Annotated in this window: 16 protein-coding genes; 7 read left to right on the top strand and 9 right to left on the bottom strand. The window is 71.2% G+C overall.

Annotated elements, in window-relative coordinates:
- Positions 1–71 precede the first annotated feature (71 nt).
- Both ACZ4S3_RS20850 and ACZ4S3_RS20845 read left to right on the top strand, forming a co-directional pair.
- Positions 72–929: an RNA polymerase sigma factor SigF gene (locus ACZ4S3_RS20850; protein WP_467936232.1), complete on the top strand. Its 858-nt coding sequence runs from the start codon at positions 72–74 to the stop codon at positions 927–929.
- Between the two features lie 157 nt (positions 930–1,086).
- Entirely contained in the window at positions 1,087–1,443 is a 357-nt protein-coding gene (locus tag ACZ4S3_RS20845) for a hypothetical protein (protein WP_467936230.1), read from the top strand.
- 79 nt (positions 1,444–1,522) lie between these two features.
- Here the strand turns inward: ACZ4S3_RS20845 and ACZ4S3_RS20840 are convergent, their stop codons facing one another.
- From ACZ4S3_RS20840 to ACZ4S3_RS20825, 4 genes are all read right to left on the bottom strand, one after another.
- Positions 1,523–2,743: a cytochrome P450 gene (locus ACZ4S3_RS20840; RefSeq protein WP_467936228.1), complete on the bottom strand. Its 1,221-nt coding sequence runs from the start codon at positions 2,741–2,743 to the stop codon at positions 1,523–1,525.
- A 35-nt stretch (positions 2,744–2,778) separates the two neighbouring features.
- Positions 2,779–4,146 (bottom strand): NAD(P)/FAD-dependent oxidoreductase, encoded by a 1,368-nt coding sequence (locus ACZ4S3_RS20835; RefSeq protein ID WP_467936227.1) that lies wholly within the window; start codon positions 4,144–4,146, stop codon positions 2,779–2,781.
- Entirely contained in the window at positions 4,136–4,345 is a 210-nt protein-coding gene (locus tag ACZ4S3_RS20830; RefSeq protein WP_467936225.1) for a ferredoxin, read from the bottom strand. The genes ACZ4S3_RS20835 and ACZ4S3_RS20830 overlap by 11 nt, the downstream gene beginning before the upstream one ends.
- A gap of 128 nt (positions 4,346–4,473) precedes the next feature.
- Positions 4,474–6,072 (bottom strand): glycosyltransferase family 39 protein, encoded by a 1,599-nt coding sequence (locus tag ACZ4S3_RS20825; RefSeq protein WP_467936223.1) that lies wholly within the window; start codon positions 6,070–6,072, stop codon positions 4,474–4,476.
- Positions 6,073–6,290: 218 nt separating this feature from the next.
- Between ACZ4S3_RS20825 and ACZ4S3_RS20820 the strand changes: the two genes are divergently transcribed.
- Positions 6,291–6,650, top strand: a complete 360-nt coding sequence (locus ACZ4S3_RS20820; protein ID WP_467936221.1) for a UBP-type zinc finger domain-containing protein — start codon at positions 6,291–6,293, stop codon at positions 6,648–6,650.
- 79 nt (positions 6,651–6,729) lie between these two features.
- On the opposite strand, the gene ACZ4S3_RS20815 is transcribed toward ACZ4S3_RS20820, so the two are convergent.
- Together ACZ4S3_RS20815 and ACZ4S3_RS20810 are read right to left on the bottom strand one after the other, a co-directional pair.
- Positions 6,730–7,671, bottom strand: a complete 942-nt coding sequence (locus ACZ4S3_RS20815; protein WP_467936219.1) for a DUF5996 family protein — start codon at positions 7,669–7,671, stop codon at positions 6,730–6,732.
- A 157-nt stretch (positions 7,672–7,828) separates the two neighbouring features.
- Positions 7,829–9,097 carry an ATP-binding protein gene (locus ACZ4S3_RS20810; protein WP_467936217.1) on the bottom strand — a complete coding sequence of 423 codons (1,269 nt, stop codon included), beginning with the start codon at positions 9,095–9,097 and terminating at the stop codon, positions 7,829–7,831.
- A 138-nt stretch (positions 9,098–9,235) separates the two neighbouring features.
- Here ACZ4S3_RS20810 and ACZ4S3_RS20805 point away from each other — a divergent pair, with 138 nt between their 5' ends.
- Entirely contained in the window at positions 9,236–9,736 is a 501-nt protein-coding gene (locus ACZ4S3_RS20805) for an FBP domain-containing protein (RefSeq protein WP_467936215.1), read from the top strand.
- A 139-nt stretch (positions 9,737–9,875) separates the two neighbouring features.
- Here ACZ4S3_RS20805 and ACZ4S3_RS20800 read toward each other — a convergent pair whose 3' ends face one another.
- Both ACZ4S3_RS20800 and cynR read right to left on the bottom strand, forming a co-directional pair.
- The gene (locus tag ACZ4S3_RS20800; protein WP_467936213.1) at positions 9,876–10,043 is read right to left on the bottom strand and encodes a hypothetical protein; all 168 of its coding nucleotides are present in this window, start codon (positions 10,041–10,043) and stop codon (positions 9,876–9,878) included.
- Between the two features lie 278 nt (positions 10,044–10,321).
- On the bottom strand, positions 10,322–11,266 hold the full coding sequence (gene cynR / locus ACZ4S3_RS20795; RefSeq protein ID WP_467936211.1) for a transcriptional regulator CynR: 945 nt from the start codon (positions 11,264–11,266) through the stop codon (positions 10,322–10,324).
- 136 nt (positions 11,267–11,402) lie between these two features.
- Between cynR and ACZ4S3_RS20790 the strand changes: the two genes are divergently transcribed.
- The 3 genes from ACZ4S3_RS20790 to ACZ4S3_RS20780 all read left to right on the top strand — a co-directional run bounded on the left by ACZ4S3_RS20790 (position 11,403) and on the right by ACZ4S3_RS20780 (position 13,508).
- The gene (locus ACZ4S3_RS20790) at positions 11,403–12,035 is read left to right on the top strand and encodes a carbonic anhydrase (RefSeq protein ID WP_467936209.1); all 633 of its coding nucleotides are present in this window, start codon (positions 11,403–11,405) and stop codon (positions 12,033–12,035) included.
- Between the two features lie 117 nt (positions 12,036–12,152).
- Positions 12,153–12,623 carry a cyanase gene (cynS, locus tag ACZ4S3_RS20785; protein ID WP_467936207.1) on the top strand — a complete coding sequence of 157 codons (471 nt, stop codon included), beginning with the start codon at positions 12,153–12,155 and terminating at the stop codon, positions 12,621–12,623.
- 111 nt (positions 12,624–12,734) lie between these two features.
- Complete coding sequence (locus tag ACZ4S3_RS20780; protein ID WP_467936205.1) at positions 12,735–13,508, top strand: DUF72 domain-containing protein; 774 nt, start codon at positions 12,735–12,737, stop codon at positions 13,506–13,508.
- Here the strand turns inward: ACZ4S3_RS20780 and ACZ4S3_RS20775 are convergent.
- Positions 13,500–14,729: an ROK family protein gene (locus tag ACZ4S3_RS20775; RefSeq protein ID WP_467936203.1), complete on the bottom strand. Its 1,230-nt coding sequence runs from the start codon at positions 14,727–14,729 to the stop codon at positions 13,500–13,502. The genes ACZ4S3_RS20780 and ACZ4S3_RS20775 overlap by 9 nt on opposite strands.
- Between the last annotated feature and the right edge of the window lie 172 nt (positions 14,730–14,901).

The following is a 14,901-nucleotide window of genomic DNA, read 5'->3' as shown; positions in this document are numbered from 1 at the left end:
GCATGCATTGCCCGCTGCCGGGTAAGCGCGCGCTGTGGCACCCGCGTGCGACGGGTGTGCAGGAAGGCATGATGACCACCGTCGTGAACGGCACCGCGAGGGAGCAGCGCACCGAGCCGGCCGTGGACCTGCCGGTAATACGGTGTCCGAGCGCGATGGCTCCGGCCGACGCGCGGGAGCTGTCGAAGCAGTTCTTCGACCGGCTCCAGGATCTCGAGGAGGGCACGCATGCGTACCAGTACGCACGCAACACGCTCATCGAGATGAATATGTCGATGGTGCGCTACGTAGCCCGTCGATACCGCAACCGTGGCGACGACATGGAAGACATCATCCAGGTCGGCACCATCGGACTGATCAAGGCCATCGACCGCTTCGACCTCTCCCGCGAGGTGGAGTTCTCCACCTTCGCCGTGCCCTACATCCTTGGCGAGATCAAGCGGTTCTTCCGGGACACGGGCTGGGCGGTACACGTCCCCCGGCGTCTGCAGGAGCTGCGCAGCGAGCTGGCCAAGGCCAAAGAACATCTTCACTTCGAGCTCGACCGCGACCCCACCGTCCGTGAGCTCGCCGCCCGTCTCGAACTGTCGGAGGAGGAGGTCATCGAGGGGATCGTCGCGGCCAACGGCTACCGCGCCGGCTCGCTGGACACGCCCACCGCCCCCGACCCCACCGACCAGCGTCGCAGCCTCGCCGACGTCCTCGGCGAGGACGATCCGGGCATGGCGATGGTCGAAGACCTCCACACCCTCGCACCGCTGCTGCACACCTGCGACGAGCGTGAGCGCCGGCTGATCGAACTGCGCTTCGGGCAGGAGATGACCCAATCCGAGATCGGCGCCGAGCTCGGCGTCTCCCAGATGCACGTCTCCCGCCTGCTCACCCGCACCCTGACCAAACTCCGCGCAGGCCTGCTCACCGACCGCTGAACCGCGAGCGGCCGGCCCCGCCGCCTTCGCGGGCGCCGTCCGCCATGCGCTGATCGCGGCCTTCGGTCGCCCTATTCTGTGCCGTGAGCATCGGCCCCGGTCGGGGCCGGAACGACATGCCCGGTCCAGGCACGCGACGAGGGACGGACGAACAGCCATGGCCCATTGGCAGCCAGATCCGCACGAGGAGCGGCCGGTCGGCACCCGGCCGCGGACCATGGTGCAGCGGGCCTGTGAGCGGTTGGAAGCGGCGGCTACCGGCGCCTCGGAGCAGACATGGCGAGTCCGAGGCGTACTGGCCGGTTATCGCTGGGCGCTGGGCGGCGCGGGCCCGGCGCCCGTCACGGGCGGCAGCGGCGATGAAGCTCCCACGTTGTCGACGCTGACCACGGAGGCCGACGCGGCCGCCGTGCAGCTGGAGGACGTCACCCAGCCGGACGCGGCGCGCGAGTACGTTCGCGGGGTTCACTCCGCCCTTGCATGGGTGTGCGGACAGGTCGATCGCCAACCATGAGGCGCGCGAGCCGGGCGGCGGTCTTCCTGGTGGTCCGCCGCCCGTAGGCCCCTGCCACGTCTTCCCCAGATGGGCCGGGCTACCGGCCGGCCGTTCGCTCGATGGGCAGGTGGCGGGGGCCGCGCAGGATGGGGCTTTGCCGGTACGGGGGCGGATCCTCGATCAGGCGGGGGGAGCCGAGGTGACGGAGCAGCTCGGTCAGCGCGATCTGTGTCTCGATGCGGGCGAGCGGGGCGCCGAAGCAGTTGTGGACGCCGCTGCCGAAGCCGAAGTGCTGGTTGTCCTCGCGGGCCGGGTCGAAGCGGTCGGGGTCGTCGAACCGCAGGGGGTCCCGGTTGCCCGAGGCGAGCACGAGGATCAGGGGCGCGCCCTTGGGAATGGTGGTGCCCGCCACCTCGATGTCGGCGAGGGGGGTGCGCTGCGGCAGCATCTGGACGGGGGGTTCATAGCGCAGCAGCTCCTCCACCGCCGCCGGCATCAGCTCGGGTTCGCGGCGCAGCCGCTCCAGCGCGTCCGGGTTGCGCAAGAGGGTGAGCATGCCGTTGGTGATCAGATTGACGGTCGTCTCGTGTCCGGCGATGAGCAGCAGCGTCGCCGTTGCCATCAACTCCACCTGGGTCAGCCGCCCTTCGGGACCTTCGTCGTTGACGAGGGCGGAGAGCAGGTCGTCGGAGGGGTGTCCGCGCCGGCTCTCGGCGAGTTCCCCCAGGTACAGAGCCATCGCCAATCGGGCTTCCTGGGCGGCTCGTTGGCGCTCGGTCCGGTCCTCCCCGGGTCTGCGGTCGAGCGAGTCGATGATGGTGTTCGCCCAGGCGCGAAGCCGCGGCAGGTCCTCGTGGGGCACGCCCAGCAGTCGGCAGATCACGGTGACGGGCAGCGGGTAGGCGAAGTCGTCGACGAGGTCGATCCGGTCCTTGTCCCGGAGCCCGTCGATCAACTCCCGGGTGATGTCGCCGATGTCGTCATGCAGGGCATCGATCCGGCCGGGGGAGTGCGGCGGGCCGAAGTGACGCATCGTGAGGCGACGCAGCCGGTCGTGTTCGGGATCGTCGCGCCCAATGAAGGCCGGGGGCACCTTGCCGGACGCGGCCAGGGCCTCGTCCGGATCGGTGCGGTTGCGCACGTCCGAGCTGATGCGGGGGTCGTGGAGCAGCGCGGCGATCTCGTGATACGTGCCCACCAGGTAGCTGCCGTCCTCCTGCCGCGCGACCCCGTTCTCGCGGAGTTCGGTGTAGAGCGGATAGGGGTTGGCGCGGCTCGCGTAGTCGTTGATCCGGCGCAACAGGGTGTCCGTCGACATGCGGGGCTCCTCAGCGGTAACGAGTGGCGGTGGGCTCAGCCGGCCTGCCGCACCAGAGCCAGCCGCCGGTCGGGCAGATGACCGGTGAGGGCGACGGTCGGGCCGTGGGAGAGCACCGCCGGGTCCGGTACGTCGGAGGGGACGGGAGTCGCGGACTCGGGCCGGTCGGCGGCGCCGGGCGCGGGAGGAAACGGCGCCGCGGTCTCGATCAGGTGCTGGTAGTGCTCCAGCCACTTGGCCCGGTTCACGCTGACCGCCGCGGTGATACGTCCTCGATAGCCGTAGACCGCGACCAGCCGGCGCTCCGCCAACGAGCCCTGGGCGCTGACCACTTGATCGGAGAAGGTCGGCACGCCGACGGACTTGATGTTGAGGCCGAACTGGCTGGACCAGAAGGCCGGCACCGTCAGGTGCGGGCGCCTGTGCGGCCCCGGGCTGACCATGTTGTGCGCCGCGATCTCGGCCTGGGCGACCGCGTTGCCCCAGTGTTCGAGGGTCAGCATCTGGTACTCGAATAGCGGATGGGGGAAGCGGGCCACGTCACCGGCCACGAAGACATCGTCGGTGACGATCCCGTACATGTCGAAGGCGCGGCATCCCGCATCGCAGGCCAGGCCCTTGGGGCCCGCGGCGAGCCCCGAGCCGTCCAGCCATTCGGTGTTGCGGACCGCGCCCAGGGCGACCACGGCGACGTCGGCGTCGATCCGGCTGCCGTCGGACAGCTCGGCGCCGGTGAGCCGGCCGTTGCTGCCCTTGAGGGCGGTGACCGTCACGCCGCAGCGCAGGTCGACTCCGTGGGCCCGCTGCAGCTTCGCGGCCAAGGCGCCCAGCGTGCCACCGAGCGCGCCGACGAGCGGTGCGGGCCCGCGCTCGATCACCGTCACCTCCAGACCGCGCTCCCGGCAGGCGGAGGCGATCTCCGAGCCGGTGAACCCGGCGCCGATCACCAGGACCCGGCGCGGCCCGGCATCGAGCCGCTCGACGAGCCGGCCCGCGTCGTCGCTCGTACGCAGCGTCAACACCCCGTCCAGACCGGCCTCATCGGGGACCGGCCAGGGCCGGGCCCGCGTTCCGGTGGCGATCAGCAGCCGGTCGAAGGGCAGCCGCTCCCCGTCGGCGAGAACCACCTCCTTCGCCTCGGGATCGAGCCCGCCGGCGCGCACACCGAGCTTCCACCGCGCGTCCACCGGACGGCGCTGCGGCAGCCCGATGTCCTGCGCCCGCGCCCGTCCGAGCAGCACCTGCTTGGACAGTGGCGGCCTGTCGTACGGGGGGTGGGGCTCCTCCCCGACCAGCGTCAGCGATCCGGCGAAGCCTTCCGCGCGCAGCGCCTCGGCCGCGCGCAGCCCGGCCAGTGATGCGCCGACGATGACGATCCGGTCCACCTGCGGTTCACTCGGCATCGGCGCCTGCCTGTTCGCCTACGAGGATGGCCTGCACCGGACAGGCCGCCACTGCCCGGTGGACGCGTTCCCGCTGGTCATCGGGGGCGACCGGCGAGTACAACAGGGTCTCCTCGCCATGCAGCTCGAACACACGCGGTGCGAGAAACGCGCACTGCGCATAGCTCTGACACCGGTTGAGATCGACGACGATCTGCATCCCGCACCACTCCTCCGCGCCGGCCGTCGACTCCGTACTACTACGCATCAGGCAAGGCCGCGGGCGGTGATACGCCGACGGGGGGTGCACGCGGAGTGACCGGGACGGCGACGGTCAGCTGATGCCCTTCACCGTGCCTTCTCGTACACCCTCACCCGGCGTCCCCCGGTCTCGGTGGTGGAGGTGAGGGTGAAGTGCTGAGCGAGGACGGCGCGTTTGGCCAGGTCGCGGGGCGGCGTCGGCACGGGGGTGGCGATGACGTCACTGACGACGATGATGCGCTTGTGAGCCAGCATGGCGGCTCGGATGCGTTTCGGTGCGGCCTCGATGCCGTAGAGAGTTCCTGAGGCAACGGGGCTCCGGGCCAGTGCGAGATCGTCGAGGCCGTGGAACGAGGAGGGGGTCACGAGCGCGGCGTCACGCCGCTGGTCGGGTAGGAAGACGATGCCGTCCCCGGGGTGGGCGAGCGCCGCGACCTTGTCGGCCGTCACCCGTACGTCATCCGTCCGGCTCGCCGGGGCCCGCAGGTGCAGTTCCAGCGGCAGCAGTGCCACGAACACGACCGCTACGACCCCGGCGAGCAGCATCTCGCTACGTATCCGTCCCCAACGGCGGTCCCGGGCCCGGCCGTACGAGCGCAATGCCTGCACCGCCCGCGCGACGGCGGGGCCGACGAGCAGCGACAGCCCGATGGAGGTGAAGAGTATGTAGCGGTCGACATAGACCGGCTCGATCAGCCAGGAGGCCAGCAGCAGCCCGAGTTGCGGGACGGCGAGCAGCGGCAGCCCCACCGAGGCCGGCGACAGCTCCGTACGCTCCGTGTGCGCGCGGCGCAGTATTCGGGTACTTATCAGGGCGGCCACCAGCATCGCGGTCACCCCCAGCAAGGAGGCGGCCGAGGGGGGCTGTATCCACGCCACCTGACCCGCCTGCGGAAGGCTGGCGAGTATCAGGGGCAGCGTCCCCGACGCGGTCACGACGGCGGCCGCCAACCACCGTGCCGGCAGCGCGCGTTGACCGGCCCGCCAGGCGATCAGAACGGTCACGCCATGGGCCGCCAGCGCGAAGAGCGAGAACCAGTTGAGCAGCGCGGAAGCGAGCATGACCGCGGTATAGGCGGCCCATCGCCACCCTCCTGCGGCCCGCCCTCCTGCGGCCCGCCCCCCTGTGGCCCGCCCCCCGCGGCCGTCGCGCGCGGTCCCGGGGCACACCGCGCCCACCAGCAGCCAGGTCGCCACCGCCACCCCCGCCGCCACCAGCGCGAAGGAGCGCCCCTCCTGCGCGTACCACTGCATCGCCGGCAGCAGGGCCAGCAGCAGCCCGGCCGACAGGCCGCCCAGGGGCCCCGCGAGCCGGCGGCCGGTCGCCGCGGTGGCCGCCGCGGCAACCATCACGCCCAGCACCGACGGCAGCCGCAGCGTCGCCGGATTCGCTCCGAAGACCTCGAAGACGCCGTGCATCAGCAGGTAGTAGACCCCGTGGACGACATCCACCTGCCCGATCAGGTGCCAGATCTCGGGTAGGGACCGCTGGGCCGCCTCCCAGGTCGCGGCCTCATCGCGCCAGATGGCGCCCTGGCGGGCCAGCCCCCACAGGTCCAGTGCGAGTGCCAGCAGCGCCGGCACCGCGGGAACCGCCCAGTACGGCCACCGGTGCGCTCCAACGGGGCCCGGGGCGGGCGTCCGTCCGACGGCGGCGGTGGATCCGGTACCGAGATCGAGAGACATGTCGGGAACCCTATCCCCGAGGTATACATCGAACGCATAGATGCGGTGTTGTCCGGCCGCCGGCATCGAGGGCGTCCTTGCGCCCGCCCGCCCATGGCTTCAACGGGCCTTCGTAGAACCTGGCCGGATACGATGGAAGCAGGCCGGTCGACAGGCCTCGGCACCGCCGCACCGGCCCTTGAGCGTCTGTCCGGAGTCCAGCAAAGGGGCGCGGCACCATGGCTCATCATCAGATCCCAGGTCTCGATCCGACCGCGGTTCCGAGCGGAGACGGCTGCGTGGAGTGTTTGGCACACGACGGGCCGGGGTGGTGGTTTCATCTGCGGCGCTGCGCTGCGTGCGGCCACATCGGATGCTGCGATTCCTCGCCCGCGCAGCACGGTACGAAGCATGCACGCGAGGCGGGGCACCCGCTCCTGACCAGCTTTGAGCCGGGAGAGAGCTGGTTCTGGAACATCGAGACCGATCAGTATTACGAGGGGCCGCAGTTGCCCCCGCCCGCCGCACACCCGGCTTCCCAGCCGACGCCGGGTCCGCGGGGCAAGGTCCCCGCTGACTGGGAGCGACAACTGCACTGACCGGGAGCAACTGCACTGACCGGGAGCAACATCCGCCGCCGCGACTGAAACCGCCGCCGCGCCTGCCGGGCGTCGGCGGTTAGCGGCGGGACGGCAGCTGCGGGTCGGTGATTCCGCCGGGACAGGCCAACCGGGAGACGTCCCAGCCCGCGCCGCGGGCTCCGGCCTGGTACGCGCTCTCGTAGAAATCAAGGACCGCGCTACGGGGATCGCGCTCGGCGCGGGCCGCCTCGTAACGCAGCACGCCCAGGTGGCTGCCATTGCGCGCAACCCACTGCGCTGACGCGGGGGCGAGCGGGGCTTCGGCCAGCGCCGCGGGCTCGGGGGCGGTGTAGGAGTAGAAGGCCGGTTCGGCGAAGGACGCGTCACCGAACCAGAATCCGAAGCTGATCACCTCGCGGGAGTACGCCTCCCGCGTCACCGGATCTGTCTGCGGCGGCTGGTCGACATGACGGTCGGAGAACCGGGTGTGGGCGATGTCGAAGGTGTGCCAGAAGTGATGTACCGGGCTGACCTTCCCGGAGAAGCCGGCGGCGAACTCCTCCAGCACCAGCGCCACCTGGCTCAGGACCTGCCAGTAGCGGTTGGCGTGAACGGGATCGTAGGTCGCGTGCTCGGTGTCCTTGGCGAACGGCCGCGCGGCATCGGGCAGATCGAACGGATGGGGAATGGCGATGTGCACGTGAATTCCCAGCGCGGCCAAGGTGCTCATGAGGCTGTCGTGGAAGGACGCCACGGACTGGCCCGGGAGCGGAAAGGACATCGCTCTGCCGTCCAGCGTGGTGACCACCAGCCGATGAGCGACGAAGTCGAAGTCGATCGTGAAGACCGGATTGCCGTCGACCTGGCCCATGGGGCGTGTGGTGATGCCGCGCCCGGTGAGATGGAACGGAATGTTCCACCAGTGATTGCGCTGGGCACTCGCGGCGAGACGGATCTTGCCGACGATCTGTGCGAAGCGGTGCAGCGTCTCTTTGGTGTCCTGCCACTCGGCGAGCGGTATCGGCGGGAACGGCTCCATCAGCTTCCCCTTCCCGCCCGGTGCTCCAGCTGACCGGGCACTTCCATGATGGCCACGGCCCGCGCGAACGGCATCTCGCCGACGTCAGTGGCCCTGCTGCTCTGCCGCCCTGCCGCCCTCCTGAGTCTCCGCTCGCCGCTGCCGTCCCGGCTCGCCCTCAGGTACGCCCGTAGCGGCTGGTCTGATCGGCGAACGCCAGTGCCATCTCGGTGGTGACCGTGGGACGGGTCCGGCGGATGGTCCGCAGGTAGTCATCGGTGGCCGGGTGGGCGCGCTGCCCGGAAGCGAGGGTGCGCTCGAAGACCGTCTGCGCGACCGTACGGGCCGCCTGTGCGATGTCGGCGGGGGTGAAGCCCTCGCTGGCCTCCGCGAGGACGGCGGTGTCGGCCTCGGCTCCCGCTCGGGCGAGGTAGCTCTCCCACAGCGCACCGCGCGCTTCGGCATCGGGCGGGCCGACCGGCAGCACATAGTCGAACCGGCCGTGGCGCAGGAACGCCGGGTCCAACGCGGCCACGTTGTTGGTGGCGCAGATCAGCAGCCTGCCGTCGCGGTCGCGGAATCGCACGATCGACTTGAGGAGTTCGTTGACGACGCCCACGGAGACCGGATCGGATTCGCTGCGTGCGCTCGCGACCTCCTCGACCTCGTCGATGAAGACCAGGACATGTTCCAGCTGGGCGACCTGGTCGAAGCGCCGGCTCAGCCCGGTCGCCAGCCCGTCCTCCAGCGCGAGCCGCGAGGGGAAGAGCTCCACGAACGGCCATCCCAAACGGCTGGCCACCGCCTGGGCGAAGGTGCTCTTCCCGGTGCCGGGCGGGCCGAAGAGGACGACGGCCTGCGGCGGTTCGACACCGTGCTCGGCCGCCAGTTCGGGGTGGGCGAGCGGCAGGACGAGGCGGCGCTCGATGAGCCCCTTTTCCTCGGCCATCCCCGCAAGCATCTCCCACCGCCCCGCCGGTGGCACCACTCCGCCCAAGGAAGCCAGGACGGCGGAGTCCTGGGCGGTGACCGCCTCGGCCTTCTCGAAGTAGGTGAGCCCTGGGTGGGGGCGGAAACCGGAATGGTGCAGGGCCGCGAAGCCGGTCTCGCCCTCGGGGAGCACCGCCGCCAGCGTGGTCGCTCCTGCGGACTGCAGGCGGTGTTCGAGAGACGCCAGCATCGCGCTGCCCATGCCCAGATTCCGCCACGCCGGGTGCAGGACGATCCGCAGGATCCACGCCCGTTCGCCGTCGACCCGGCCCACCGCGGCGCCCACGAGGCGGCCGTCGGCGATCGCGACAACGGTGGGGTGGAGCCCCTGCAGCGCCGCGACGACGTCCGAGAGACGGAAGACGCCGCGCTGGTCACCGGCCGCGCTCTCGGCATCGAGCCGGACGATCGCTTCGAGATCGTCCGGAGCGAAGTCCCGCACATGCCAGCCGGCCATCCACAGCCTCCTCTGAGGCGCCGCATTCCCCTTCCATCATGAGCCCGCAGCCCCGCGGGTTGCACGGCGGGCCGGCAGGACGCCGCCCCGGCAATATTCGGGCGACGCAACACCGCGTGGCTGTTAGCTTCAGTGGCCATGGAACCGCTCACCGAGATGGCCGTCCGCGCCTCCTTCATCAACTGTTCAAAGGGCGAGGCCCGCAGGATCAATATCCCCCGCGACCTGGCCGAACGTCCCTGGTCGGACCTCGACTTTCTCGGCTGGCGCGACCCGGGTGCCCCTGACCGTGGCTATCTCGTCGGCGAGCGGGACGGCGAGCCGGTGGGCGTCACGCTGCGCGCCCCGCAGGGCGTCCACCGCAGCCTTACGAAGACCAACATCTGCACTATCTGCACGACGAGCCACCCCGGGACGGGGGTGGCCCTGCTCGCCGCACCGAAAATGGGCGCCTCGGGGCGGCGGGGCAACACCGTCGGCGCATATCTGTGCGCGGATCTCGCCTGCTCGCTCTACGTCCGCGGGAAGAAGAAAACCGGGCTGGGGCTGCGCTACGAGGAGTCGCTCACTCTCGAGGAGCAGATCGACCGCCTCCGGACCAACTTGCGGGACTTCCTGGGGAAAGTCGGCGCGCGGTGAGGCCCGCGCCAGGGCCAGGACCGGTGGTTGGCCGAAGTCACCTTGCCCGTTGCGGTAATTGATGAACTGTCATTGACCGTCGGCGTCTTTTGGGCCACCCGCACCGCTCCGCCACGAGGCGCCCGGCGGACCCCCACCTCTACCAGGGAGAGATCGGCTGCACGCCGGTGCGCCGCCCGTCGTGGTCGAGCAGGTGGCCCATGCGTTTGACGGTGTGCAGGCCGACGATGCGGTCCGTGACGGTGAGGGTGGGGAGGCGGGCGCAGAGGGCGGTTTCGAGGCGTTGGATGTCGCCGAGGTCGTGCACCCAGAGGGTGGCGAAGATATGGGCGGACCCGGTGACGGCGGCGACCAGGCGGCACTCCGGGAGGGCGGCGACGCCTGGCCCGCGAACTGGGCCGTACGGTGCAGTCGCGGGCGGGGGAGACCCTTGCCTCGACGGACATGGGCAACGTCTCGCGGGAGCTGCCCACGATTCACCCCACGATCGGCTACGACACCGATGGCGCCAAGCAGCACACCCCCGGGTTCACCGCCTTCGGCAGGAGTCCGGGCGCGGGCGACGGCGGGCTCGCGGGACGCGGTTCAGGAGGCGGGGGTGTAGCCGCGGGTGTGGACGAGCTCCTGGGTGAGCTGGGTGAAGGCGCGGTTGGCGGCGCTGCGATAGGCGCTTTCGCGGCCGAGCAGGGCCACGGTGCGGGTGGGCAGGGCGGGCTCGAGGGGGACGGGGGCCAGGTGGGGGTGGTCGTGGGTGAGGGCGTCGGGCAGCACGGTGGCGAGCGTGGTGCGCTGGACGATTTCGGTCAGGGCTTGGATGGAGTTCGCTTCCACCGCGATACGGGGGCTCACCCGGTGCTGGGCGAAGTACCCGTCGATATGGCCGCGGGTGGCGAAGTCGCCACTGAGCAGGGCGAGTTGGTACCGGTCGAGCTCGTGGACGGGGAGGGGGCGAGGCCGGTCGGTGCCGGATCGGGGCCGGCCGGTGTCCGTGTCCGCCTGGTGGGTGCCGACGACGAGGGTGAGCGCCTCGGTGAACAGGGCGGTGGCGGTGATGCCGGGAAGGTGGGCGGCGTCGAAGGCGATGCCGAGGTCGAAGGCGTCGGCCAGCAGGGCTGACTCGATGCGGTCCTGGGCCATCTCGGTGACGTTGAGGGTGATGCCGGGGTGGCGGGTGTGCAGTTCGGCGGTCAGGGGCCCGACGAGGTAGGCGGTGAAGGTCGGGGTCACCGCCAGGCGCAGATGGCCGCGCGAGAGGTCGCGGACGTCATGGACGGCGCGTTCGGCGGCGGCCAGATCCCGCAGGGCGCCCCGGGCGTAGTGCACATACGTCTCGCCGGCGTCGGTGGGCCGTACGGTGCGGCCGGTGCGGTCCAGCAGCTGTATGCCCACGGCGCGTTCCAGCTGTTTGATCTGCTGGGACAGGGTGGGCTGGGAGATGTGCAGCTCGTCGGCCGCGCGGGTGAAGCTGCCGTGCTCGGCGACGGCGAGCAGGTAGCGCAGATGACGCAGGTGATGCAGGTCCAGGGCCATGGCGTCGACTATAGGTGGCGTCATAGATGACATCGATAGGTGTCATGGTCAATGCGTCTTGGACTCTATAGGTACTGGTCATGCATGGTGGATGAAGTCAGCCCCGCGGGGCCGGCAGCCACCGAAGGGAGTGACCATGCAAGACCTCGTCGAGGGCGTCGCGCGTTTCCAGCGGGATGTCTTCCCGGCCAAGGCGGAACTTTTCGCCCGCCTGGCGGCCACCCACACACCGCGCACGCTGTTCATCAGCTGCTCCGACGCCCGCGTCGTGCCGGAGCTGATCACCGGCAGTGAGCCGGGGGAGCTGTTCGTCATCCGCACCGCCGGAAACCTGGTCCCCGCTTACGCCCCCGGCCCCGACGGCGTGGCCGCGAGCATCGAGTACGCCACCGCCGTCCTGGGCGTGTCCGACATCGTCGTGTGCGGGCATTCGGCCTGTGGCGCGATGACCGCGCTGGCCGAGGGCCACGACCTCACGTCCGCGCCGACGGTCGCCCATTGGCTGAGGTACGCGGACGCCTCCCTGGCCCGCACCACCACCACGACCACCAACGTGCCGACCACCACCGCCGAGGCCGCCGATGGCACGGTGGCCGCGCTGGTGCGCCAGAACGTGCTCGCCCAGCTGGCGAACCTGGCCACCCACCCCTCGGTCGCCCGCGCCCTGGCCGAGAACACCGTCACCCTGCACGGCTGGGTCTACGACATCGCCACCGGCGGAGTCGAGGACCTCGACATCACCGGTCGTGGCACGGCGCACGCGGCCTGACCCGCAAGTCCACTGCCCGGTCCCCGCCGCACCGTCGCGTCCGGGGTCCCACACCACCCACGAACCCGCCGCTCCCGCTTCCCGCGCGGACCGGCGCCCCAGAAAGGAAGTCCGCTCATGGCGCACGCCCAGTTCGACCCCGCCGTCCGTCAGGCCCTGGCCGCGGCCGCCGTCGAAGCCAAGACCCGTAAGGACCTGTCCTGGCAGCAGATCGCCGACGTCACCGGCCTGTCGGTGGCCTTTGTCACCGCCGCCGTACTCGGCCAGCACGCCCTGCCCGAGGCGGCCGCCAAGGCCGTCGCCGAGCTGCTCGGCCTGGACCAGGACGCCGTCATGCTGCTCCAGACCATCCCGACCCGCGGCTCCCTCCCCGGCGCCGTCCCCACCGACCCGACCATCTACCGCTTCTACGAGATGCTCCAGGTCTACGGCACCACCCTCAAAGCCCTGGTCCACGAGCAGTTCGGCGACGGCATCATCAGCGCGATCAACTTCAAGCTGGACGTGAAGAAGGTCGCCGACCCGGAGGGCGGCGAGCGTGCCGTCATCACCCTCGACGGCAAGTACCTGCCCACCAAGCCTTTCTGATCCGCGAGCCGAGCGCGATTGCTGTCACCGCTGCCGCGGTGACAGCTCCGCCATGGGTGCCCAACGGGGGCGGCTGGTAGAGCGTGCCCCGGGGCGGGGACGGATCCGGGCATGACCCTCCTCGTCGGCACTTCCGGCTGGCAGTACAAGGACTGGCGCGGCGTCCTCTACCCGCAGGACCGGCCGCAGCGGCTGTGGCTCGAGGAGTACGCGCGGCAGTTCGCCACCGTCGAGAGCAACGCCGCCTTCTACCGGCTGCCCGAGGAGAAGACCTTCGCGGACTGGCGGGACCGGACGCCGGACGGCTTCGTCATGGCCGTCAAGGCCAGTCGCTATCTGACGCACATCAAGCGGCTGCGCGAGCCGCAGGAGCCGGTCGGGCGGCTGATGTCCCGCGCCGCCCGGCTCGGCTCCCGGCTCGGCCCCGTCCTGCTCCAACTGCCGCCCACGCTGCAGGCGGACGCCGGGCTGCTGGACGCCTGCCTCGGCTGCTTCCCCGCCGGAACCCGCGTGGCCGTCGAGCCCCGCCATGAATCATGGTGGACCGCGCAGACCCGTACGGTGCTCGAGCGGCGCGGTGCCGCGCTGTGCTGGGCGGACCGTGGGTCCCGGCCCGTGACGCCCCTGTGGCGGACGGCCGACTGGGGGTATCTGCGCTTCCACCAGGGCCGCGCGGAACCCTGGCCGCGCTACGGACGGCAGGCGCTGGCCACCTGGGTGCGACGGATCGCCGACACCTGGCCGGACCGGGCCGACGTCTACACCTACTTCAACAACGACCCGGGCGGGGCGGCCGTCCTCGACGCCACCCGGTTCGCCCGCGCCGCGGCGGCCGCGGGCCGCTCCGTGACCCCTACGCCGTCCGCACCCGGCCGGTCACGGTGAAGGCTGTGCCGCACCTCTCTCGCCCAGAGCTTGCAGCGGGCTTCTGAACAGCGGATTCAGCAGGACCGTGACGGCCGCCACGGGAAGGACCGCCGGCCCGGCATGGGGGATCACGATCCGCTCCGGATCGTCGCAGACATGCGAATGACCCGTCGCGGCCGTGCGGATCTCCTCCAGATACTCCGGGTTGAGCAGACTCGACTGCTCGGTGACCACCACCAGCTCGGGGTTGAGCACATCGAGCAGCAGCCCCACCGCCCGGCCTACCGCACGGGCCCGCTCCCGCAGCAGGGTGTCGGCGCGCCGGTCACCGGCCGCCGCCGCATCCACCAGGAGGGCGGCGCTGGGCTCCGGCACGATGCCGCGCGCCGCGGCGTGCCGCGCCAGCACCGTGTCGGAAGCGGTCGCCTCCAGGCAGCCAATGCGGCCACAGGGGCACTCCACCGTGCTGTCCGGCACCGGCAGATGCGCCACCTCGCCCGCGCCCGACCGCGGACCGCGGTGCACCACCCCGGCGATGGCCAGCGCCGCGTCCACGACGTTGCCCACGAAGAGATGCAGCAGGGAGCGCCGCGCCGCCGACCGCCCGAAGAGCAACTCCGACTGCGCCACCGCACGTGCGTGATTGTCGATACGGACCGGGAGCCCGGTGTGCCGCTGCAACTCGGCACCGAGGGGATGCTGGTGCCAGCCCAGGGCGTCATGCCGTACGACCGTGGCGGTGCCGGGATCCACCCAGCCGCCGATGGCCGCGCCCACACCCAGCAGCCGGCCACCCGCCGTGCGCTTCCCGAGGAAGGCGGCCAGCCCGCGCCCCACTTCACCCGGCAGCTCACTCGCCGGAATCCCGTCGTGCCGGAAGGCCTGCCGGGCCAGCACCCGGCCCCTCAGGTCCGCCAGACAGAACGTGGACTGCGGAACCCCGATGTGCACCCCGGCGGCCACCGGGCCGCCGACGTGCCCCGGGTACAGGTCCACCGGGAGCTGCGGCCTGCCCACACCCCCGGCCGCCACCAGCTCCGGCATCTCCCGGATCAGTCCGAGCCGCGCCAGATCGGTGCACTGCCGGGAGACCGCCGCCGGACTCAGCCCGGCCAGCCGGGCGATCCCGCTGCGGGCCACCGGCCCGTGGTCGAGCACGGCCCGCAGGACAGCGGCGGCGTTCGCCTCGCGGCGACCGTCACCGGAGGTGTGCGTACCGGTCGAGGTGGCGTTCAGCATGGTGTCCTGCCTGCCCTTCCTGTCTTCCTGGTGTCCCGCCTGCGTGGCGTGAGACGGTCCAACATGCCGTGCGCGCAGGGAGTTTGGCGAGTGCGGAGTGGTCCCGACCACGGCCACGGTGTCGGCCGTATTGCAGCGTCGTGAAGCCGGCCGGAGGGACCTTGACCGGTCC

This window comes from Streptomyces sp. NPDC028368 (assembly GCF_055565615.1).
This window is presented reverse-complemented; position numbering and strand designations above follow the sequence as displayed.